Origin of the sequence: Marinicella rhabdoformis (genome assembly GCF_009671245.1) — a bacterium.
Taxonomy (GTDB): domain Bacteria; phylum Pseudomonadota; class Gammaproteobacteria; order Xanthomonadales; family Marinicellaceae; genus Marinicella; species Marinicella rhabdoformis.
This window is the reverse complement of the sequence record NZ_VTFS01000008.1, coordinates 102,076-126,108: the sequence shown is the minus strand read 5'-3', so window position 1 is coordinate 126,108 and position 24,033 is coordinate 102,076. Positions and strand designations below refer to the sequence as shown.

At 39.3% G+C, this 24,033-nt stretch carries 21 protein-coding genes and 1 pseudogene; all 22 read right to left on the bottom strand.

The genetic code is table 11. The features are described from left to right. Positions 1–3: 3 nt before the first annotated feature. The 22 genes and pseudogenes from FET73_RS14610 to FET73_RS14510 all read right to left on the bottom strand — a co-directional run bounded on the left by FET73_RS14610 (position 4) and on the right by FET73_RS14510 (position 23,962). On the bottom strand, positions 4–1,356 hold the full coding sequence (locus FET73_RS14610; protein WP_218944362.1) for a porin: 1,353 nt from the start codon (positions 1,354–1,356) through the stop codon (positions 4–6). Between the two features lie 65 nt (positions 1,357–1,421). Beyond that, positions 1,422–3,782 carry a phosphoketolase family protein gene (locus FET73_RS14605; protein WP_154224703.1) on the bottom strand — a complete coding sequence of 787 codons (2,361 nt, stop codon included), beginning with the start codon at positions 3,780–3,782 and terminating at the stop codon, positions 1,422–1,424. Between the two features lie 15 nt (positions 3,783–3,797). Continuing rightward, positions 3,798–4,955 carry a hypothetical protein gene (locus FET73_RS14600; RefSeq protein ID WP_179952318.1) on the bottom strand — a complete coding sequence of 386 codons (1,158 nt, stop codon included), beginning with the start codon at positions 4,953–4,955 and terminating at the stop codon, positions 3,798–3,800. A gap of 8 nt (positions 4,956–4,963) precedes the next feature. Then, positions 4,964–5,614, bottom strand: a complete 651-nt coding sequence (locus FET73_RS14595) for a methyltransferase family protein (protein WP_154224701.1) — start codon at positions 5,612–5,614, stop codon at positions 4,964–4,966. Between the two features lie 61 nt (positions 5,615–5,675). Beyond that, positions 5,676–6,158, bottom strand: coding sequence for a phospholipase D-like domain-containing protein (locus FET73_RS15325; protein ID WP_246172772.1), 483 nt, complete (start codon positions 6,156–6,158; stop codon positions 5,676–5,678). 210 nt (positions 6,159–6,368) lie between these two features. Further along, positions 6,369–6,695, bottom strand: a pseudogene (locus tag FET73_RS15575) (phospholipase D-like domain-containing protein); the annotation flags it as partial. A gap of 44 nt (positions 6,696–6,739) precedes the next feature. Continuing rightward, positions 6,740–8,098 (bottom strand): MBL fold metallo-hydrolase RNA specificity domain-containing protein, encoded by a 1,359-nt coding sequence (locus FET73_RS14585; RefSeq protein ID WP_154224699.1) that lies wholly within the window; start codon positions 8,096–8,098, stop codon positions 6,740–6,742. Continuing rightward, a complete protein-coding gene (locus FET73_RS14580) occupies positions 8,095–8,982 on the bottom strand; it encodes a ribose-phosphate diphosphokinase (RefSeq protein ID WP_218944361.1) in 888 nt (295 codons plus the stop codon). The genes FET73_RS14585 and FET73_RS14580 overlap by 4 nt, the downstream gene beginning before the upstream one ends. Before the next feature lie 5 nt (positions 8,983–8,987). Beyond that, positions 8,988–10,496: a thymidine phosphorylase family protein gene (locus FET73_RS14575; RefSeq protein WP_343032296.1), complete on the bottom strand. Its 1,509-nt coding sequence runs from the start codon at positions 10,494–10,496 to the stop codon at positions 8,988–8,990. A 9-nt stretch (positions 10,497–10,505) separates the two neighbouring features. Next, on the bottom strand, positions 10,506–10,775 hold the full coding sequence (locus FET73_RS14570) for a DUF5676 family membrane protein (protein ID WP_154224697.1): 270 nt from the start codon (positions 10,773–10,775) through the stop codon (positions 10,506–10,508). After that, positions 10,772–11,068 (bottom strand): YHS domain-containing protein, encoded by a 297-nt coding sequence (locus tag FET73_RS14565; protein ID WP_154224696.1) that lies wholly within the window; start codon positions 11,066–11,068, stop codon positions 10,772–10,774. Before FET73_RS14565 ends, FET73_RS14570 begins: the two co-directional genes overlap by 4 nt. A gap of 23 nt (positions 11,069–11,091) precedes the next feature. After that, positions 11,092–13,512: a heavy metal translocating P-type ATPase gene (locus FET73_RS14560; protein WP_218944360.1), complete on the bottom strand. Its 2,421-nt coding sequence runs from the start codon at positions 13,510–13,512 to the stop codon at positions 11,092–11,094. Between the two features lie 31 nt (positions 13,513–13,543). Then, the gene (locus FET73_RS14555) at positions 13,544–13,948 is read right to left on the bottom strand and encodes a MerR family transcriptional regulator (protein ID WP_154224694.1); all 405 of its coding nucleotides are present in this window, start codon (positions 13,946–13,948) and stop codon (positions 13,544–13,546) included. A 76-nt stretch (positions 13,949–14,024) separates the two neighbouring features. Next, a complete protein-coding gene (locus FET73_RS14550; RefSeq protein ID WP_154224693.1) occupies positions 14,025–14,504 on the bottom strand; it encodes a YybH family protein in 480 nt (159 codons plus the stop codon). Positions 14,505–14,519: 15 nt separating this feature from the next. Beyond that, positions 14,520–14,996, bottom strand: coding sequence for a YybH family protein (locus FET73_RS14545; protein WP_218944359.1), 477 nt, complete (start codon positions 14,994–14,996; stop codon positions 14,520–14,522). A 27-nt stretch (positions 14,997–15,023) separates the two neighbouring features. Next, complete coding sequence (locus FET73_RS14540) at positions 15,024–15,896, bottom strand: copper resistance D family protein (protein WP_154224692.1); 873 nt, start codon at positions 15,894–15,896, stop codon at positions 15,024–15,026. Between the two features lie 17 nt (positions 15,897–15,913). Beyond that, a complete protein-coding gene (locus FET73_RS14535; RefSeq protein ID WP_154224691.1) occupies positions 15,914–16,297 on the bottom strand; it encodes a copper resistance CopC family protein in 384 nt (127 codons plus the stop codon). Beyond that, entirely contained in the window at positions 16,294–19,440 is a 3,147-nt protein-coding gene (locus FET73_RS14530) for an efflux RND transporter permease subunit (protein ID WP_154224690.1), read from the bottom strand. The genes FET73_RS14535 and FET73_RS14530 overlap by 4 nt, the downstream gene beginning before the upstream one ends. Then, entirely contained in the window at positions 19,437–21,215 is a 1,779-nt protein-coding gene (locus FET73_RS14525) for an efflux RND transporter periplasmic adaptor subunit (protein ID WP_154224689.1), read from the bottom strand. Before FET73_RS14525 ends, FET73_RS14530 begins: the two co-directional genes overlap by 4 nt. Then, complete coding sequence (locus FET73_RS14520) at positions 21,205–22,641, bottom strand: TolC family protein (RefSeq protein ID WP_154224688.1); 1,437 nt, start codon at positions 22,639–22,641, stop codon at positions 21,205–21,207. Before FET73_RS14520 ends, FET73_RS14525 begins: the two co-directional genes overlap by 11 nt. After that, complete coding sequence (petA, locus tag FET73_RS14515; RefSeq protein WP_154224734.1) at positions 22,641–23,228, bottom strand: ubiquinol-cytochrome c reductase iron-sulfur subunit; 588 nt, start codon at positions 23,226–23,228, stop codon at positions 22,641–22,643. The genes FET73_RS14520 and petA overlap by 1 nt, the downstream gene beginning before the upstream one ends. A 230-nt stretch (positions 23,229–23,458) precedes the next feature. Beyond that, a complete protein-coding gene (locus tag FET73_RS14510) occupies positions 23,459–23,962 on the bottom strand; it encodes a DUF411 domain-containing protein (protein WP_154224687.1) in 504 nt (167 codons plus the stop codon). Positions 23,963–24,033 lie beyond the last annotated feature (71 nt).

Sequence of the window (24,033 nt, the reverse complement as noted above, 5' to 3'; positions counted from 1 at the left end):
TGTTCAAAAGCCATAAGCTAATTGAAGTAACCAACGATCTTCATCTGCATTCGTGTCAAATGCACCATCATTGAATTCATAGGTTGCTTTACCAATAAAGCTATTGGTAAACAAATAATTTATTCCCAAAGCCCATTGTTGCTGGGATCGAGATTCGGTGGCTGAAGTAAAGTCTGAGTATCGAATTACAGGCTCCCATCTGGTGTTAGGAATAAGGTAAGAGCTTTGAGTGTACCAAGATTCCCACGTGGCTCCTTCTGATGCTGTAATACCCTCATCAGCAGAACCAACCTTTGACTTGAGGTATTCACCCCGAACTTCAAATCCATTGTTTTGATAGGCAAAATCAACCCCAAATACGTCATAATCCCTTGCAATTTCATCATGCAAATCTATTTCTTCACCTTCTTCATCTCCTGGTGTTCCAAAAGCCAATGATTTAAGAGCATGCACATCATCCTCAAGTTCAACATCTGTAACAGTTGCTTTACCTGTTGCAAAAGAAAGACCTAATTCGAAACCTTTAAATGGAAGAAAGCCGAGCCTGCCTCCAAAAGTTTTCTTACCATCGTTATCAGAACTAAAGCCCTCTGCTTCAACACCTTCAAGCTCAAACTCATCATCGTGTTCTTGTGCTGCAATTAGGCGCGGACCATTACTGACATAAAATGCATAATTTGCACTGGTTTCATCAAAATCAAATCCACCTCTTAGCTGAAATCCAACATCTGATAATGGCGCAGCACCATCGTGCCCATAACCAGGGGGTGCTGATGCTAACTTATTGATCCATGAAGGGTGGATGTTTTGTCTGAACTGGCCAATAGGACTTAGGAACTTACCTGCTACTACAGTGACATAATCATTCAAAAAATAATCGATGGTTAAGTATTCAAGTGCAATATCAGTACTGCCATCCTCATCAATTGTGATTTCAAGCTCAGATTCAAGCATCACTTTATCTCTGTATTGATAATGAAAAATTGGTGAGAAAGAACCGACCGAATAGGACTCACTATCAGATGAATAACCCACATTTGCATAACCTGCCATATGAATGAGTGTATTGGGGCTGTTCCACTCACCTGATTTGGCAACTTCCCCCTCTAGGTCATCAACACGTTCTTTTGTAATAACCGAGTCGTCTATCTTTTGATTTAATTCTTGAACTTCTGCTTTAGTAATTGACTCTTGTTTGTATTGTTCCAAAACTGATTGGACTTGTTCCAATTGCTTTTTCAGTGCTTCTACTTCATTGACAAGTTGATCATACTTTTCATCAGCTGATGCACAGAAAGTGAACATCAATGAAAATGTAAACAGCAGTACCTTTCGCTTAGTTTGTATAGTTTTCATACTTATTTCCCGCAAAAATATTATTAATAATTGGTTTAAAAAACCATGCTTTTTATTTATCTCATTTACTCCCAGATAAAATTCTTGATTTCAGGTAAATCATCACCTCTAAGGACGATGTGCTCGTTGTGGCGGGTAAGTTGTTTATCCATTAATTCGATTAACTCGGTTTTATTGGTTACTTCCTTCAATTGATTGATTGCACTTTTAACCAAGTGAAAACGGTCAAGTTTATTTAGGACCAACATGTCAAAAGGTGTGGTTGTTGTCCCTTGCTCATTGAACCCATGAACGTGAAAATTTAAGTGGCATCTTCGCTTATAGACCAATCTATGAATCATCGATGGATAACCATGAAAGGCAAATATAATTGGCACATGAGGATTGAATAGGTGATTGAAAGCCTCATCATCGATTCCTTCAGGATTGGATGCTTTACCTGCCAGCCTCATGATGTTGACTACATTAATGAATTTGATTTTTAAATCAGGAAGCAGTTCGTTGAGTATTTTTGTTGCCGCCAGTGATTCAATTGTTGGTACATCACCAGCACTTGCCATGATCAATTCAGGCTTCTCATTTTCTATATTACTGACCCAAGTCCATTCCCCTAACCCTTGATTACAATGTTCTATTGCTTCCTCTTGAGTTAACCATTGAAGTTGAGGTTGTTTACCAGCAACAATGACATTGATTTTGTTGGTTGATTTAAGAGCCTTTTGCCCAACTGCGAGCAAGGTATTTGCATCCGGTGGAAAGTATATTCTGATAACTTCTGGATCCTTATTTGACAAATGGTCAATGAAGCCTGGATCTTGATGAGAAAAGCCATTGTGATCTTGGCGCCATACATGTGAAGTTAACAAGTAGTTCAAGGATGGTATTGGTTTTCTCCAAGGAATCTCCTGACTAGCCACCTTTAACCATTTGGCATGTTGCGTTGCCATCGAAGTAACTATGTTAATAAAGGCCTCATAGCAAGAAAATAATCCATGCCTGCCAGTTAATAAATATCCCTCCAGCCAGCCCTGACACGTATGTTCACTTAAAATTTCCATGACACGACCTTCTGTGTCCAAGTTATCGTCCTGAGTTTCAGTGTTTGCTAACCAAGTTTTTTGTGAAACTTCATAAATGTCATCTAAACGGTTAGAGGCTGTCTCATCTGGTCCAAACACCCGAAAATTCTTCATATTTGATTTCATGACAACAGCCAAATATTTCCCCAGCATTTTGGTTGCGCTTGTTTTGGCAACTCCCCTTGATTCAAACTGAACAGCAAAATCATCAATTAGTGGTATATTCAATTCCTTCATAAGTAAGCCACCATTGCCGTGTGGTGATTGTCCCATCTGTAATGAAGGTCTTGGAAGCAAATCCTGAATATCAGCTTTTATGCGACCATCATCATCAAATAAATTATTCGGTTGATATGATTTAAGCCATTCATCTAGCATGACCACAAGTTCTGGATGTTGATCTAAGTCTTTAAAAGGTACTTGGTGGGACCGCCAATTACCCTCAACCGGTAATCCAGCTACCTTTTGAGGACCAGTCCACCCTTTTGGTGTTTTTAGGATAATCATTGGCCAAACAGGTCTGTTTTTGATTCCATCAATTTTGGCCTCTGATTGAATGGTTTTTATTCGTGAAACAGCATAACTCAATGCGTCAGCCATTAATTGGTGAATTTTATGGGTGTCATTTGATTCAACCAGAATGGGCTCATAACCATACCCTTGAAACAAATTCATTAACTCCTCTTTGGGAATTCTTGCTAAAAGTGTTGGGTTGGCAATTTTGTATCCATTTAAATGAAGTATTGGCAAAACAGCCCCATCTCTTATGGGGTTTAAGAATTTATTTGAATGCCATGAGGCTGCCAACGGCCCAGTTTCCGCCTCCCCATCACCAATAACACATGTGACAATCAAATCTGGGTTATCAAATGCCGCACCATAGGCATGAGAAAGTGCATATCCCAATTCACCACCCTCGTGTATTGAACCCGGTGTTTCAGGAGCTACATGTGAGGGAATGCCTCCAGGAAAAGAGAACTGCTTAAATAGTTGTTTTAATCCTTTTTCATTGAGTTCGATTTGAGGATAGAATTTACTGTAGCTACCTTCAATATAAGTATTTGCTATAAGTGCTGGGCCGCCATGACCTGGCCCAGTGATGAATAACATCTTACTTTCTGTTTTTACAATGATTCTATTAAGGTGAATATAGATTAAATTCAGCCCAGGGGTAGTGCCCCAATGCCCCAATAAACGAGGTTTTATGTGTTTGAGTGTTAACGGTTCTTTTAACAATGGGTTATCGAGTAAGTATATTTGACCAACTGAAAGATAATTAGCTAAAGACCAATATTGCTCAAGAGACTTTATTTCTTCACTTGATAGTTGTTTTGTATTAATTTTCATGAATTCACCTTTAAGTTATGAGTAAAATTCGCTGATTAAATTGAATGAATCTTCAGCTATTAATTGCTCTTCATCGATGTCACAAACTAAAATTTTCACTTTGCTTCCTGATGCACTGATATCATTGAGCTTTGCATTGATTTGTCGCTGGTTATCCTCATCATGAAACATAGATAACCAATGCCAATCCTGAAATATTTTGCTTCTGATTAGTTGGCTGTTTTTTCCAACTCCGCCACCAATTAATATGCAATCAACTCCACCAAGCACTGCAACATATGCACCCATGTATTTTCGAATTCGGTAACAGTATTTATTAATGGCATCTTGATAATTTTTTGATTCACCTTGTGTTACCTGAGACATATCACCTGTAGATCCAGTTAAGCCCAACAAACCAGATGACTGATTGAGTTCTTTTACCAGTTGATCTATTGATATAGTTTTGTCCTGCAGGAGTTTTAGAATCGCTAACGTGTCAACATCACCAGAGCGATTTGACATAATTAACCCTTCATTGGTAGATGAGCCCATTGAAATATCGATTGGACTGTCATTATTGATGGCACAAATTGAACAGCCCGAACCAAGCTGAATTGTTAATATCTTTTGAAACTCACCACACCTTTTCAGGACTTTATCTGTTTTTATGGATTTTCGTAAAGTAAGGAGCATCGACTTGTGAGCAAAGCCATGAAATCCTTTCTTAACTAAATCAGTATGTGATGAAATATTCTTTGAAACGGCATAGTCAGATACAATATCAGGCAATTCTTTGAAAAATTCAGAATCTGAATGTATTGTTTGCAATACATGTTGCGCAAATATCTCCTGGCATATCTTTATTATTGAGATGGTAAATGGATTATGAAGTGGCGCTAAATATTCAGTTTCAATCAATTCTGAAAGCATTCTTTCTGAAATTACTGCAGGGGTGCTTAAACTTGAATCAACGGCAACCAATCTGTGTGCTACAGCAACTATTTTTCCTTTGCGACCTGATATTAATTCTTTGAAACTTTCAATGAAAACTGAAATTTCACGTTCAGTTGAACATCTCTCCTTAAGTGCGAGTTTGTTTTCACCAACTTGGTAAATAGCCATTTTTATCGTTGAACTACCCACATTGATAACTACTAAGAATGGAGAATATGAGTTTTCGTTGTTAATCATATTTAGACTCATTTACTATTGGCTTCTTTTATGAACAACTTAAGCTGTTCTTTGCGTGGAAAAAACATGGGGGTATTTGATCGATAGATTTGGTAATCATCACCAAAAAGCTCTAGCATCTTGGCCTCTTCCCTTTTTGCTAATCGATAATAAATAAATATGATTATTGGGAATAAGCCCACAGAAAACAGTGTTGGCCAATGAATGATCCCCTCACCAAAAATTGCTATAAATAATCCTATGTACTGAGGGTGGCGAGATAAAGCATATAAGCCACCTGTAACTAAAGTGTTGTTTTTTCTGGCTTCATGGACTTGTTTCCAGCCTTTATAAAACAGCCCAATGCCAGTAATGATAAAAAAGAAACCAGCCAACATTGATATCATCATTCCAGTTTCACCAAGACCTACCAATGATGACCATAGGTTTGCATTTAAACCCTCTCCATCTAACCCAAAAAAGCGGGCAAGCAAATATATAGTTAATGGAAATCCATACATCTCAGCATACAAAGCTATAACAAAAGCTTGCAACACTCCGGCTCCAGCCCATTCATGCCAACTTTTAGGAGCCAAGAATTTGTAAATGACCCATGTAAGTAACACAATCATGATAATGGCCAGACCCCATGCGCCTGAATGGGCGATTTCTTGATTCATAATTTCTCTCCAATAATAAGTAAACAACTTGCTGTCTTACCGCAGATAACTGAACTGATCATCACAGCCACCTTCTTAGGAAAAAGGCAACAAGTGACGGTAAAAAATGTGAAAGTGATTTGTTTTTAATATCTTGGCTTTTTACTGGCTCAGAGTGAGTCAGACTCAGCTCAAAATCGTCGCTTAATTGTTTAACTAAAAATTCATTTTCGCTAAACAACATAATTTCATAGTTTGAAAAAAAGCTGCGATAATCCATGTTGGCCGATCCAATTACTGCTAGGTTCTGATCGCTTAAAATATATTTTGAATGCATCATTCTTGCTGAATATTCATAAACGTAAATGCCGGCATTCAGTAACTTTTGGTAATACCAAAATGCCGCATATTTCAGCAAGGCATGATCGTTATATTTAGGCACCATTAGATCCACACGCACACCCTTCTTAGCCGCTTGCAAAAGCGCTTTGAGTGTTTTTGAATCAGGTACAAAGTAAGGTGTGGCAATTCTGATAGTACCAACAGATTGATTGATGGTTTTCAACAATTGGCACCTGAGCTCAATACGACAAGATCTGGTCTGATTAGGTATTATTTGATGCTTATCATTATGACTTTTTACAACTTTTAGTCGCCTGTATCTGCCACTCCACATCAAATCATATTGATTTTTCAATTGAAGCACTAAGCTGCCTTCAAAACTGATGTGACTGTCTTTCCACCGTGAGACACCTATTTGATTTTGTGATGATTCGTTGTGAATATTGAATCCACCAAGATAGCAAATACGATCATCAATTATTAATAGCTTGCGATGGTTTCTTCTGTTAAATTCAAGTGGCTTTTTATAAGACCATGGGTTAAACCATTTGAGTTGAATATTAGGGTTTAAATGGCTTTTAAAGAAGCTGCTGGCCTTAAAACGGCTTGAGCCAACAGAGTCGATCAATATTCTCACCTTAATATCAAGTTTTGATTTAGTGATGAGGTTTTCAATAAACAAATGACCTATTTCATCATCAGTGAGGATGTAGCTTTCTATATCAATTGACTCTCTAGCATGGATGATAGAATCTATCATGCTTTGATAAAGTTCATCACCCTCAGAGTAGTAGGCCAAATTATTCATACCAAATTGACCCTCTCTTTATAATCGGGAACACTCACATCCCAATTAAACTCATCTTGCAAGTGAATGCGAAACTCATCTGCTGCATCAGGCTCTCCGTGAACAACAAAAACCTTTTTGGGATGAAAATCTTGAGTCTCACGCAGCCAGCTAACCATCTCTGAATAGTCTGCATGTGCTGAAAATCCAGGGAGTTTATGTATTGATGCTTTAACATCAAAGTCTTGTCCAAAAATTCTGATTGCAGAACTGCCTTGTAAGAGTTTCTGGCCTCTGGTTCCACCAGCTTGATAGCCTGCAAATACAATGCTGTTTCGATGATCAGTAACCATCCTCTTAAGGTGATGTAGTACCCTTCCACCAGTTGCCATTCCACTGGCTGAAATAATGATGTGAGGGTAATTGATATTTGCCAAAGCTTTGGACTCATCTACAGAACGCGTGTACTTAACATGGTCACACATTTGCCTGCATTGATTACTCTTTAACCTATGTTCAATTGAAAAATCACAATATATATCTGATGCGTTTATAGCCATTGGACTATCCAAGAAAATTGGCAGTGCTGGAATACGTTTGGCCTGAATTAGCTGTGACAAAACAAACATAATTGACTGTGATCGCCCAACTGCAAAACTTGGAATCAAAATAGAACCACCTTTGCTTATAGTTTGTTTGATGATATCTTCTAAAACCTGTTCAGGATCGTGTGTATCGTGTAATCGATTGCCATAGGTTGACTCAATAACTAAGTAATCAGATGATGCAATGGGTTTGGGTGGATACATGACCAAATCATTGGGCCGTCCTACATCACCGGTAAAAACAATACTTTTATTAGCCGATTCAACTCTGATCGTTGCTGCACCCAAAATGTGTCCAGCAGAACGGAATGTAAAAATCGAACCATTGATGGAAAGTTCTTGGTCAAAGGCAACAGGTTTGAACAGGGATAGACTTTCCTGCGCTGTTTTTAGGTCATAAAGTGGTTCTGCTACTTCGTGTTTACTTAATCCGTGTTTATTCCTGAATTTAGCTTCCTCCTCTTGCAAGTGGCCACTGTCGGGTAGTAGTAATTTACACAACTCATAGGTAGCATAAGTTGAATAAATAGGCCCTCTATAGCCTTCTTTGTATAGTAATGGGATCATGCCCGAATGATCTAAATGAGCGTGTGTTAACAAAACAGCATCAATTGTTTTGATATCAAATGGCAGAGGTTTCCAATTCCTTTGCCTCAGGTTTTTGTAGCCTTGAAATAAGCCACAATCGACAAGTAATTTAGTGTTGTTTGTTTCCAGTAAGTATTTGGACCCCGTAACTGTACCAGTGGCACCATAAAAAGTGATGTTCATTTAATATCCCCAAGTTGTCTTTGAATTTCATTGCTAATAAGTTCACTTAAATCGATTGACTTACTTGAATTTTCAATAGAGTTTGTTGTGATGATTTCAGTTGCACCTTCATTGATTAATGTTCGATCAATTTGATTGGCAAAAATCCCATGTATGGCCAAGCAATAGATCTTTTCAAATCCGAGTTGTTTAAGTGAGCCTATGGCTTCAAGCATGGTATGACCACTTGAGATGATGTCATCAACCAAAACTACAGGTTGATTAGGTAAGGCCATTAATTGTTTGAATGTTACTTTTACATTCCTATCACCATACCTTTCTTTTTTTGCCACACTGAACATGACATCAGCATTAAACGCAACCGCTTTGACCCATTGTTCACTCTCTTCATCAGGGCCAATTAAGTATGCATTGGGCAGGTGCTTTTTAATCCAATCCGACAGTAAATCCTTGGCATGTAATGCTGCATTAGGGATTCTGTAAATTTCATTAAGCGTGCTATATCTGTGTAGGTGAGGGTCAACTGTTACCAACCAATCAAAATGTTGGTTGATTAAATTTGCGAATATTCTGGATGTCAGGGCCTCACCTTGATGGAACTTAATATCCTGACGCATATAACTGAGATATGGAGCCACAAGACCAATTCGTTTTGCACCAAGTTCCATCAGTGTTTGACTTAAAAAAACAAGCTTGAGAAAGAAATTATCAACTTCCAAAAGTGTGATGATTATTATCACTTCTTTGTCTTTAACATCTGAGTGAACGTTTATATATGTTTCACCATCTGGAAACTGCCTGGTATCAAAATCACCAACAATTGCATTTAATGATTGAGTAATACCCTTTCCTAAATCTGTTTCACCGTTTAACTCAAATACCACCGGCCTCATAATTTATCTCCAACTCTGATCATTTGTTTATTTTGGTTATAGAAATTCATGGCATATTTAAGTTGCCCGTTAGATTCAGTATGAATTGTCATTAATACTTCTCCTTTCATAATCTTTCTCCCAGGCCTTTGTTGCATAAATAAGCCTGCTGTTTTGGCATCAGGTGCGCCTGCCAACTTCGCTAATCTTGCAATAAGGCGATTATCAATATGAGTAATCACCCCAGACTCATCACTTAAAATATTTTGGGTATAGGAGGCATGTCCTAATTCTTTAATCCCACCTTGGAGCATACAAATTTGCCGAAACTTCTTAAGCGCATTTCCACTCACCAAAGCTTGCACAGCCATTTTTAATCCGAGACCTTTCTCAGTGATTCCTGACATTTCGATGATTTTTGCGCTGAGGTTCAAAGACTTGATTTTCAAGTCTTCAGGTGCATCAAATGAGTTTTCTAAGACCATGAGAACATCTTTCATTTCGAGAGTAGGGCCAATTCCATTGCCAATAGGCGCGGTTCCATCTGTAATGACTGTTTCCACTTTTAAACCCAGCGCTTTACCTGTGTTAATCATCAGTTCACTTAGTCTTTGGGCATCCTCTTTGTTTCTGACCTTTGCAGTATCACCGACTGGTATGTCAATCAGTACATGAGTGGATCCTGCTGCAATCTTTTTGGATAAAACAGATGCTATGAGTTGGCCATCACTGTCAATATTCAGTGCTTTTTCAACCCTAATCAGTATGTCATCAGCGGGACTTAAGTTAACGCTACCTCCCCAGGCCAAACATGCCTTGGCCTCTAGCAATACTGTCCTCATTCTATTGATGCTGATATTAACTTCAGTTATGGACTCCATAGCATCTGCTGTACCAGCTGGGGATGTAATCGCGCGAGATGAGGTTTTAGGCATGAATAGACCGCAAGATGCCACTATTGATACAACAATTGGAGTGGTTCTATTGCCAGGTATGCCACCAATACAATGCTTATCAACCACAACATCCATTGGCCAAGTCATCTGATGACCACTTTCCACCATAGCCTTAGTTAACCAAATGATTTCCTCATCATTCAACCTACCTCCAGCACAAATACTGATAAAACTGGCAATGTCTATATCTGTTAGAAAACCGTGCTTGATATCACTAATGAGCGCTTTTAATCCATCGAATGTGAATGGTTGGTTGTAAATCTTTCCTCTCACTTCAGACATTGACAATACTGGTGGAGCTTGTGAGATGGTAATCTCGCTTGAATCTTTTGCATGTAATAAATCTGATGCACGTTTATTCAAACCTATCAATCCTTCTTCAAGAAAATCATTATTTACAACGTGTAGCTCTGCAATTACTTGGTGAGAAAGGTGAGTTAACTTAAGTCTTACCAAGCTTCTATAGCCTTCAGATTGGCAGATATGACAATCCTCCCTCATATAAACGATGGGTTGGTGAGAATGTATTCCCACCAACTTTGCAGATAATGTGTCGTATGCTCTTTTCACGTCAAACCTTTAAGATTTTTTGTTTGGGTTCTTGCTAAAGTAGTTATATAGCGGTACCCAAATCAATGCGAAATACCAGCCATAAGCATAAGTTTCAATTAAACCCAAAAAGAAACTTTGCCATGAAATCCATTGAACACCAGGTAACAATTGAATCCATGATTTGTACATGGCGTGATCTGGAAAAATGAGATCAAATATTACACATATGGTGAATGTTGCAGCCAATAGAATACTGGTTGCATGACCAACAGCTTTTAAAGATATTTTGTGATTCATGATAGTTCTCCTGAATGATTTTGATTGATATATTTACCCGGGTTTTGATCAAATTCATCCAAATGTTCTTTTTTGCAAAACCTGAACAACCTACCTTCGTGTAACATTCCATAACCTTCGTCATCTTCAACTTTTGTTCCACAAATTGGGTCAATGAATACTTTCTTCTCGGTCGCTTCATGATCGTGCTCATCGGGATTATGATTCCCATGTGCAATATGAGCCCCGCAACCAAAACGCATCATTAAGTAAAAAAACAAAGCAAATATTAGTAATGAAAATAAGCCAGCCATAGTTAGTCCTCTGTTGTTAAAAATTAAAACTTTTGTTTTTTCAGCCTCAATGCATTCAAAATCACTGAGACAGAGCTAAAGCTCATGGCTGCAGCAGCAATGATTGGAGAGAGTAAAATGCCGAAAAACGGATAGAGCACACCGGCAGCTACCGGCACGCCCAATGCGTTGTAAATGAATGCAAAGAAAAGGTTTTGTCTGATGTTTTTCATGGTTGAACGACTCAGTGCAATCGCTTTTACAATGCCCCTTAAATCTCCTTTGACCAAGGTTACACCGGCACTTTCCATAGCCACATCAGTACCCGTACCCATAGCTATGCCAACTTGTGACTGAGCCAGGGCAGGCGCATCGTTGATGCCATCACCAGCCATAGCTACAACTTTGCCTTGAGACTGCAGTTGTTTAACAATTTGAGCCTTTTGCTCTGGTAATACATCTGCTTCTACTCGATCTATTGATAGTTTTGAAGCTACCGCTTGGGCGGTGGTGGCGTTATCACCAGTCAACATCACAACTTCGATACCTTGTTTGTGTAATTGCTCAATCGCTTGAGGCGTTGATTCTTTGATAGGATCAGCGACCACGACCATAGCTGCTGGTTTTTGATTAACAGAAAACAGCATAACTGTCTGGCCTTCGCTTCTTAACTGATCAGCCTGCCCAAAGAACTCTCCTATTTCAGTACCTGCCTGCTGCATCATTTTGCTGTTGCCTAAAGCAAGGCTTTTATCATTTAATTCAGCTGTGACGCCTTTCCCTGTAACAGAGGTAAAGTTTTCAACATCAACTAACGAAACATCCTGCTCTTTAGCCCCTTCCACTATGGCCTCAGCCAATGGGTGTTCGCTTTGTTTTTCAATCGATGCAACCCATTGAAGAAGTTCTTTTTCATCAAATCCTTCAGCTGGAATGACATTAATCAATTTAGGTTTGCCCATGGTTAAGGTACCGGTTTTATCAACCACCAGGGTGTTAACCTTTTCCATAATCTCTAAAGACTCAGCATTCTTGATAAGGACCCCCTCAAGTGCACCTCTTCCTGTTCCAACCATAATTGAAATTGGTGTGGCAAGCCCCAAGGCACAAGGACAGGCAATGATAAGTACTGCAACAAAATTAACCAATGCATAGGCCAATCGCGGTTCTGGACCAACGGTGTTCCATACAATGAATGCTATTATGGCAATCACAACGACTACGGGAACAAAGTAACCAGATACTGTGTCTGCCATTTTTTGAATGGGTGCTTTGGAGCGTTGGGCATCAGCAACCATTTTGACTATTTGTGAGAGCAAAGTATCTGAACCAATTTTTTCAGCACTCATAACAAGTGAGCTCAATGAATTTACTGTAGCGCCAATAAGGTGATCGCCTTCTTTTTTACTAACAGGTATGGGCTCTCCTGTAACCATTGATTCATCTACTGATGATGTTCCTGACAAGACGGTTCCATCAACTGGAATTTTTTCACCTGGCCTGATTCGCAACTTGTCACCAACTTGTACTTGTTCAAGTGGAATATCTACTTCTTCACCGTCATCTTTAATAATTCTGGCAGTATTAGGGGCAAGACCCAGCAATAATTTGATGGCAGCATTGGTTTGAGAACGCGCTCTTAGCTCCAGAACTTGTCCTAACAACACCAAAGCAGTAATAACAGCAGCAGCCTCAAAATAAACCATGATGGTTCCTTCATGCAACATGGCTTTAGGGAATATGCCTGGCAACAACATAGCAACAACACTGTAAGCCCAGGCAACGGAGACACCCAAACCTATCAGGGTAAACATATTGAGGTTTTTGTTAATAACAGATTGAACACCTCTGACATAAAAAGGCCACCCTCCCCATAGAACAACGGGCGTTGCCAACACAAACTGTATCCATTGAGACATTCTCATTGATATGGCATCTGGTAACCACTGGGGAAAAACATCTGTAATCATTGCCAATATGAAAACCGGTACCGATAAAATAGCGCTGTATTTGAAACGGCGGGACATATCTTCCAATTCATGATTTTTTTCATCAATTTGAACAACCGTAGGCTCCAGAGTCATACCACAAATAGGGCAATTCCCAGGTTCATCTTGGATGATTTCCGGATGCATTGGACATGTGTATTTAGTTTCGTTTAAGTTTAAGGATATGTCTTTGGGTTCAAGAGCCATACCACATTTTGGGCAACTACCAGGTCCTACTTGTTCCACCTCGGGATGCATTGGACAGGTATATACAGCATCAGGATTACCACCTTCTTTTGGACTTGAATCTTCAGGCTCATCACAATGACCACAACAACTACTTTTGGTATAGTTTTCAGGGTCTTTCGAGAACTTATCTAAACAACGTTCGCTGCAGAAATAAAAATCCTCACTTTCATAGTTGAAATGAAAATCTGAATGCTCAGTAACTTGCATTCCACATACTGGATCTTTCATATTCTTCTCCTTAGTTTTGTTTAACTTTTCTTTACTCATCAAAATTCTCGATTAAGTGACATATCATTAGCCCTGTTGGGGCAACATCTGGTTCTAAATTCCATTTCTTTACTGCAGACTCCATCCTCGTCTTAAGCGCTAATGCCTTCTCAAAAAGCAAATTGGATTCGTGTATTCTTGTTTCGATTATTTCTCGAACAATCGGGCATGGCGTGTTGCCAGAATCAGATTTTGATAGTATTTTTCCAATATCCTTTACAGTGAATCCTAGCTGCCTGGCACTTAAAATGAATGACAGTCTATGCTGCTCTTTTTTGCTGTAACTTTTATATCCATTGAACTTGTTTACAGCAGGTTTTAAGTACCCAATACGGGTGTAATGGCGAACGGTTTCTGCTGTTGTGTTTAATAAATTTGCTACTTCGCTAACTTTCATTTCAATCTCCTAACATTGCTTTTTTGAAGAATACTCCTATGTGCAACACATAGGTCAACACCTCAGCCTCTAGCTGTTAATGTTTATGATCATCATGACTCTCAGATTTCACATCTTTAGAAGATGAATGTGTATGAACCACCTTCCAATCATCTGCCACCTTCCTGAATAGAAAGGTTTGAAAACCTTTTTTATTTATTATCCTCCCTGACTTAGATACCTCACCTTTGACTCTGGTATTGGCAATAGCCCAAGCGAAATCACCTTCATAATTAATTTCAATGTCTGAGAAGTTCAATGATAAAAATTTCAACGCATCCTTTTCTGGTTCTACGTGGTGCTCAACCAGATCTGATAAACCTTCATTTTGGCCACCTGATTCGATGTATCTTGCTCCTTCAAAATCTAGAAAATTATTCCTGAATGGGGTACCGTCTCCATTCTCCCAACCAGATTTAATCTCATTGATAATTGATTTGATTTTTTGGTCATCTTCACTTGCATAAAGTAATGTGCTGATGAAAAGAAGTGTTAGTGTGATAATTTTATTTGACATGATTTTCTCCTGTTTTTAAGACCAGTGAATGTGTGTAATAAGCCATTTACCGTCAATTTTTGAAACTGCGATGGTTTCCATTGAAATACGCTCACTTGCCTTACCAGCACCTGCCTTAGAGACTTTTGAGCGAGAGGTTGAGATGGCAATATTGCCATTGACTTTGACTTGATGCTCGATGAGTTCAGATTGAACACTGGATAAGTACTTTATGTCCGAGAGTAGATGACCTGAGACATATTCAAGAGAAGATCTCTCTGCGTTCCCGGACTCATAGATCAAAACATCTTTACTGAGCAAAGAATTGACTAACTTGACATCGCCTGCCTTTAAAGCCTCATGAAACTGGGTGACTACTTTGGCAGCTTTTGTACCTAAACCCGTAAACAAAGGATTAATAGGCTCATCATTTTTGTTGCTGTGACTTAACGCACTTAGTGAAAAAAAGGTTAAGTAAACTGATAGTACTGAGGTAAATATTTTTGATTTCATAATATAAATTTCCTAAAAAATGGCCTGTCACCCATGATGACCAGGTCCTAATAATGTGGTTAAAATGCCTGTTACAACCAGTATCCCAACTCCTATACCAAACTCTGCCTTTATTGATGCAACTAAAGAACTCCTTGATTCTTTGTTCTTCAAAAGACTGGGAACAACAATGAATTTATGAAAAGCTGCAAGTAAAAGAATGTGAAAAACCAGAATGATCTTGACAGATAACAACTGTCCATATCTGGTTGTGGTGAGCTCTTGGAGGCTATCGGTTAACTCGAATGCTAAATAAACTCCCGCAATAATTAATATGCCAACTAAAAACACAGCTATTTGCCCAAATTTATGCATAAGTTCTGATAGGTTTTTAGTGGTTGAATGCTTACAAGATAAAAGCAAAGGGTAAAGTGAGCCCATCCACCAAAGCGCAATTAAAACGTGAATTGCAATAGAGAATCTTGGTAAGTATGAAAGTTCTGAAACATGCCCAGATGAACAAAACGAAAGTCCGATAAAAATTAAACTGAGCCCGTATATAAATGAGACCTTATAGTCTCTCCTAGAGTTTGCAATAATTAAAATACATCCAACTGCTAAGAGGCGATAGAGGGTTGTTATTCCAATGGATGAATTCCATACAAGCTGAATCATGAAGGAATCGAACATACCTTTGATACCGGACTCAGACATGATTCCAACTTGAATAAAGAAATAACCAACTACCGCAAATAGAACCAACAATGTTGATTTAAACAACAATAATTTAGTTTTCTTGAGAACGCTGCTATTAAAGCCAGCCCAGTTTGTAATAACTGGCAAAGCTATGGCATTAGCAAAGCCCAAGTAAATGATTAATTTAAAAATCAGGGCAAATATATTCCAAGTAGTTGGTTCCATTACAGTCAATGCCTCAATCAGTGATCATGTCCATCATGATGTTCATCTTTCGACATATTCATCACTTTAAACTTAAACTCGTCTTTCATCTTGTGACCATCTACACCCATAATTGTCCAGAAAACTGTGTATTCGCCATCAGGCAATTTTTCTGGGGAAATTCTGTATTCTGAACGATCACTCATGGATGGTTTGAAATCCGTTTTAACCTCCTTTTGGTCTGAACCAACTAGCTTTAATTTGATTAATTTCACCGGATTTAGAAACGCCAGTGAAATTATCTCTGGACTTTCATTGAGCATTTCACCATCTGATGGGCTAGAGCTTTTTATATTGGAGTGTGCCAACAAAACACCACTGAATAACAACAGTGTTAAAACAAATAAACTTTTAATTTTCATAATTTTTCCTCAGTTAAAGATTGATTTTTAATGGCACGAGAGCGCCACAGATAATAAACAACAGGTAATACCAACAAGGTTAAAATCAAAGCACTGATCATTCCTCCAACCATGGGAGCTGCAATCCTACTCATAACCTCAGAGCCAGTACCTGTTCCATATAAAATGGGTAATAAGCCAACAATAATGGCTGCAGCAGTCATCATGACGGGTCTAACACGCATCCCAGCGCCTTGAGTCACAGCTTTTTTCAGTGCCTCAATAGTTGGTTTGGTTTGGTCTTTATTACAGTCATGAATCATGCTTTGATAAGCCTGGTTGAGATAGACCAGCATAATCACACCTATTTCTACAGCGACACCAGCCAAAGCGATGAAGCCAACACCTACTGCCACAGAAAAGTTAAAACCTTCCAAATACATTAACCACACACTGCCAACCATCGCCAAAGGAAGCGTGCCCATGATGATGGCAACTTCTGTGAAGTTTCTAAAGTTAATGAATAGAAGAATAATGATGATCCCTAAAGTCAAAGGAATAACATATGTCAGCTTTTCTTTGGCGCGCAGCATGTACTCATATTGCCCAGACCAACTGATTGAGTAACCTGCAGGCAAATCAAGTTGATTTTTTACAACTTGTTGAGCTTCGACAACATATGTACCTACATCAACTCCCTCAATGTCGACAAATGACCACCCGTTCAATCTGGCATTTTCGCTCTTGATACCAGGAGGACCATCTTCAACAATAATATTAGCAACATCACCAAGTGCAATTCTTTGATTGCTTGGTGTAACGATGGGCAACAGTGATAGCTTTTCAGGTGAGTTTCTGTAGTCTTGAGGGTATCTGATATTTACTGGATATCTTTCAAGGCCTTCAACCGTTTGGGTAACATTCATGCCACCAATGGCTGAGGCTATAACCTGCTGAACATCGGCAATATTTAGATTAAATCTTGCCGCCTTCTCACGATCAATATCAACCTTAATGTATCGTCCACCTGCAACACGTTCCGAATACACAGATGCTGTGCCTGGTACGTCTTTTAGTATCTCCTCAATTTGTTTACCAATTCCTTGGATTTCATTAAGCTCGGGACCTGATATTTTTATACCCACAGGCGTTTTAATACCCGTTGCTAACATATCAATTCTGGTTTTAATCGGCATTACCCAGGCATTAGTAACACCTGGTAGTTTGACTAACGCATCAAGTTCCTTTTTAAGGCTTTCGGTATCAACACCTTCACGCCACTGATCCCGTGGCTTTAACTGAATAAATGTCTCAATCATTGTTAATGGTGCTGGGTCAGTTGCCGTTTCAGCTCGGCCAACCTTGCCAAAAACAGTCTCCACTTCAGGAACAGTTTTAATTAATTTATCTGTTTGCTGTAATAGCTCTCGAGCCTTACCGATAGAGATACCCGGATACGTTGTAGGCATATACATCAAGTCACCTTCATCCAAGGGAGGGATAAACTCACTACCTATCTTGTTTACTGGCCAAAAGCCAGCCAATAGCACCAACAACGCAAAAACAAGTGTCAATTTTGGGAACCGTAATACTTGTTTTAAAAGAGGAAGGTATATTGCTGTTAGTAGTCTATTGACTGGATTTTTATGCTCAGGAAGTACCTTGCCCCTGATGAAATACCCCATCAAAACAGGTACCAATGTGATTGCCAATGCAGCTGATGCAGCCATGGCATAAGTTTTTGTAAAAGCCAGTGGGGAGAACATTCGTCCCTCTTGCGCCTCAAGAGTGAAAACGGGTACAAAACTGACTGTAATGATAAGCAAACTGAAAAACAGAGCCGGGCCAACTTCACTGGCAGATTCAGCCACAATTTTCCACCGGTTCTCAGCAGTCACTTTTGTCCTTTCCATGTGTTTGTGCATGTTTTCAATCATCACAATGGCGCCATCAATCATCGCACCAATTGCAATCGCAATGCCTCCCAAAGACATGATGTTGGCATTCAAACCTTGGTAGTACATGATGATAAATGCGGTTAGAATGCCAACAGGTAAGGATAAAATAGCAACCAAAGATGAGCGGACATGAAACAAAAAGATCATGCAAACCAGTGCCACAACAGCAAACTCTTCAAGTAACTTAATCCAAAGGTTATCTACAGCTCTTTCAATCAGAGCACTGCGGTCATAAACAGGAACAACTTCAACGCCCTCTGGCAATCCAAGCTTCAACTCTTCCAGTTTGGCTTTAACTCCATCAATCGTTTTCTGAGCATTCTCACCATATCTCATGATAATAATGCCACCTACTGTTTCGCCTTCACCATTGAGTTCAGCAATTCCCCTTCGCATTTGTGGGCCCAGCCCGATATCTGCCACATCTTTTAATAGCAAAGGAGTGCCATTTACATTCGTACCAAGCGGGATGTTTCTTAAATCATCTTCATTCTCTATATAACCAGTTGCCCTAACCATGTATTCAGCTTCGGACATTTCTACAACCGATGCTCCTATTTCTTGGTTACCCCTCTGTATTGCCATTTGTATGTGCGAGAGTGGAATGTTTAATGCACGCAACTTATCCGGGTACACTTTGACTTGATATTGTTTGACCATACCTCCTAATGCTGCCACTTCAGACACGCCAGCAACTGTTTGCAATTCATACTTCAAAAACCAATCTTGTAGGCTTCTAAGCTGGCCAATATCATTTTTACCTGTCCTGTCTACTAAAGCATATAAATAGACCCAACCAACTCCTGTAGCATCCGGGCCCAATTGTGGCCTTGCGTTTGCCGGCAATGATGGTGCAACTTGACTTAAATATTCCAACACCCTTGAACGAGCCCAGTAGAGATCAGTTTTTTCATCAAAAATTACATAAACATATGAGTCTCCGAAAAATGAATAGCCTCTAACTGTTACGGCTCCTGGAACAGACAACATGGCCGTAGTCAAAGGATATGTAACTTGATCTTCGACCACTTGTGGTGCTTGGCCTGGATAGGTTGTTTTTATGATTACTTGAACGTCAGATAAATCTGGCAAAGCATCTACAGGTGTATTCTTTAAAGAGAACAATCCAAAGCCTACAAGCATAAATGTCGCCAACAACACAAAAAACCTGTTGCCAACTGACCACTTGATTACTGCTTCAATCATTGCTTGTCCCCGTTGTCTTCGCCATCAGAGTCCTTATCATCCTTTTCTTGTTTTGACCCCTTCATTTGATGATTGCTATGATTCATCTGAGAATCGTCCATTTGTGAGTGATCCATTTGTGAGTGATCCATCTGTGAGTGATCCATCTGTGAGTGATCCATCTGTGAGTGATCCATCTGTGAGTGATCCATCTCTGAATCGTCCATCTGTGAGTGATCCATTTGTGAGTGATCCATCTCTGAATCGTCCATTTGTGAACCATTCATATCATGGCCTGAATGATCAATTTCGCCATCATCATTCCCGGAAGGGACATGAATACCTGTAACCCTATATTGACCCTCCTTTATTTCTTCAATTTGAATATGAGCAGTGCCACCTTCAGTTAACTCGCCCAAATCAACATCTGAAGTAGTAATAAAGTCCATAGTCATTTCAGGCCAATCCCATTGGTCAATTGGCTGATGAGTTACATTAATCATTTTATGATCTAGCATCACGCTATTAATCAGGGCTTCAACCCAAACGCTTTGTGGTCTATCAAGACTGGTTTCCATTCTTTTGAAATCTGATGTTTTACTCGACTCTGAATCCAATAAGAATTGAGCAGATGCGACAACTTCGTCTCCAACAGTCAAACCTTCGGTGATTTCAGCATATTCCTCATAATATCGACCGATACCAACATTGATGGATTTGAACCGACCCTCTCCCAATGCCAGTACAACTCTGTTTGAATTGCCTGTCCTGATGACAGCTTCGGTTGGAATTAGAACTGCATCATCCATGCTATATGAATGGATATTAACTTGAGCAAACATGTTAGGCTTAAAAACCCCATCAGGGTTTTCAAACCTTAGTCTTACTCTTAATGTTCTTGTTTTAGCATCCAAGGTTGGATAGATATAATCAACTTGTCCTATCCACTTCTTTCCAGGAATGAAGTCAAGTGTCATGGTAACTTTTTGGTTCAGTTTGAGTAAATTAGCTTGTCTTTCAAAAACCTCAGCCTCAACCCATACCTCATCCAATGATCCTATTGACATGATTGTATTTCCAGGTTTAACAAAGTTACCCTCTCTGATATTCAGGTTATCAACAACGCCACTTTGAGGGGCATAGAAAGTAACTCTTTGTGCTATTTTTCTGGTGCTTTTTAACTGATCTATATGGCGCTTAGAAAGCTGCAGTGATTCGAGTCGCATCTTGGCCGCTTCAATCAACCTTACATTTTTGCGACCCAAGGCCAGTAAATACTCTTCTTGTGCATTGACCAATTCTGGAGAGTAAATTTCATACAGTGGCGCACCTTCTTCGACGGGATCACCTCCTGCTTTGATATGTAATTTCTCAATCCACCCTTCGACTCTTGGGTGTACATGAACAAGCGAATCTTCATCATATTGAACATAACCAACAGTCTTGATCTCTGTATGAATGGATTGCCTTTTAACCTGAACAGTTCTGACACCTAGATTATTAACAACATCTGGCGAAATTTTAATAGTGCCAACACCTGATTCGCTGGAATCACCGTCATCACCGTAATAAGGAATCAAGTCCATTCCCATTGGAGATTTGCCGGGTTTATCTCTCCTGTAGTTAGGGTCCATAGGTGCAACCCAATAAAGTGGATCATTCTTGCTGCCAGATTGATTGGATGAGTCTCCATCAATGGATCCTTCCATAAAGAACATATTGAATAAAAAGGTGAGTAGGATACCGATAATTAATCCTATGATTATTCCTTTGGTTTGCTTGGTATTATTGGTCATTAGTTTTCTCCGGAACTGAAGCAGCAATTGCGCCAGCATCATCCATAAATAAATAATTTAATTCGATAATTGTTTTTTGAATACTTACATTGATTTTCAAAGCATCAATTTGAGCATTTAGTTCAGCAATCCTTGCCCTGACAACTTCGGCAAAATCACCATCATCATTTGTATAAGCTGTTAAAGATGCCTCTGCCTGTTCATTCATTTGGGGTAATAATTGATTGGCATACAGCTCTTTTCTTTGATTGAGACGAATTAATTGTGCTTTGTGAGTTTCAAATGAAGACATCAATTTTCTGAGTAACTGCCACTTTTGTGTCTCAATTGAATCTAAAGAAGAGACTGCCGCTTTTAGATCTTGATCCTGACGATTTTTTGTAAAAATAGGTAAATCAAATGAGATTCCCACTGAAAACAGATCAGCTCTGGACATGTTGTTATCAGCATCATCTCTATATCCGTAGCTGGCGTTTAAGCCCCATGCTGGCTTATACTTTTGCTCAGCCAGTTCTACATTCACTTCCTCTGCTTTGATTCTCATGTTTAAGGCATCCACTGCTGGGTGACTCACAAACATTTCTAATAATATTTCTGTAGGTATTTGCGAACTTAAGTCCAATTTACCTTGATACATCAGTTTAATTTCAGGCAGATTGCCAGCTAATTTGATATCACCTGTCCAGTAATCACCTGAGTATTGAGTGTATTGATCAAGATAGTACCCACTTATGAACTCACTCAATTGTTTAAGGTTGGCCTCTAAATTTTGGCTGAGCATGGTTAACCTGTCTTCTAAACGTGTTAGCTCAAGCTGAGCCCGAACTATATCGTGCTGTCGAGTTTTACCCCTACCTGATGAATAGCTTGCCTCAGCCACATCTACAAGGTGCTCAAATAGGGACCTGTCCTTTTCAATCAATCGAATACTTTCTTGTTCCTGATAAGCACTAAGCCACAACTTACCAATCTGTAAGGCCAGTTGGGCTTTTCTATTTTCTCTTTGATGGGGAAACTGTTTGGCCAAGGTGTTAAGCTTTTCTTGTCTCAAAGACAGACTTTTTCCTCTGGGTATCATTTGTGAAAACCCAACTTTAAATTGGGTCATTGGCTCTTGCCCGAAATCAAAATTGTCAGCGCCAATATTTGCCACTCCCAAAGAGATCTTTGGATCTGGAAGCTGTCCAGCTGAAATAGCCATTGACTCAACCTCAAACTGTGAATGCTCATTGCCTTTTAACCATGGGTCGTTTTTCAGCCCTAAATCAATTGCATGATTCATGGTAAGAGGTCTATTAGATTCAAAGTCACTGGCACCAGCTGTGTTAATTGTAAGCGCGAGTACAACAAAGGTAATTAAATTTAATGAACTCCAAAATCGAACTGAAAAGTTCCTAGCATCATTTAAATTCTTGATCTTTTTCATTATGCTTGCTCCTCATTTATTCCAATTTCAATTGTGTGATCATCCAAATACACATGAGCTGGTATATCTAGGTTTCGGCCTGCTGGTGAGCCCTTAAAAACTCGACCTGAAATATCAAACATTGAACTGTGACAAGGACAGAAAAAACCGCCTTTCCATTCTTTGTCAAACTGTTGCGGGACTAAATCCGGGTAATACTTAGGAACACAGCCCAAATGAGTGCAAATACCAATAACCACCAATAAACTGTCTTTCTTTGACCGGTATAAACCTTCAATAGATTTTGGTTGTATACTGGACCTTGATAAGGGATCTTTTAATCGTCCATTCAAAGAATCCAGAACTTGTGTTTGCTTATCTGTTCTGTTGACAATAAATATAGGCTGGCCACGCCATAGTACACTTAACATTTGACCTTTCTCCAGCTTGGAGATATTGGCCTTCACTGGCCCCGCAAATGCCTTGGCGCGCTCTGATGGCAGCCATGATTTAAGAAAAGGCACAGATACGAAGCCTGCACCTATCACACCTACAGCACCAGTGCTTAACAGTAGGTTTCGGCGGCTTTTATTAACTTTGCTATCCATTGAATTGCTCCTTAAGGAAATTAAGTTTGTAAAGGACTTATTTAGACCGCTGAGAGCCTTTCTAAAGTAGCTATACTCCTTTGAACCACTTGTACTAGGCTTGTTTAGCGGGAAACTAAGTGGATTTATGAATAATCTTGCCTTCTCATACTTAGGTACGGCAGCAGTAGAAATTTGCATGCCAAGCAAGATTGCTAAGGTTGGTAGTGACAAGCGTTTTGAAGTTGTCATCAAAACTGCTCCATATATGATGAAACCTCTGCAAAGGGAGTTAAATTACCCTCTTTATCAAAAGCCATTATTGTGTAGGGACTAAACTTATCCTGATATTCCATACCTGGACTTCCAACTGGCATTCCTGGTACGACTAAACCTAGTTGCTTTTCAGGTTTTTCTTTAAGAAATTGATCAATATATTTGGCGGGGATATGACCCTCAAAGACATACCCATCTTTAGATACAGCGGTATGACAAGATCGATGATTTTTAGGCACATCGTAGTTATTTTTGATAAATGACAGTGATTGGGTGTTTTTATGAATTGCATTGAAACCACTTTCATTCATGTGGTCAATCCATTTTCCACAACAGCCACAAGTAGGAGACTTAAAAACCCTAAGCTCTATGCCTTGAGCTTCACTTTCAGAATCTGAAGCTCCACTGGAAGCTTGGCAGCCCGAAATGATAAGAACAGTTGATATCAATACCAACAGATATACTTTATTTTTTAACATGTTACCCCCTATGGGTACTTAATTAACTGACCAATAGTTAGTTAATTGATGTCAACCACCTCAGTTGGAAG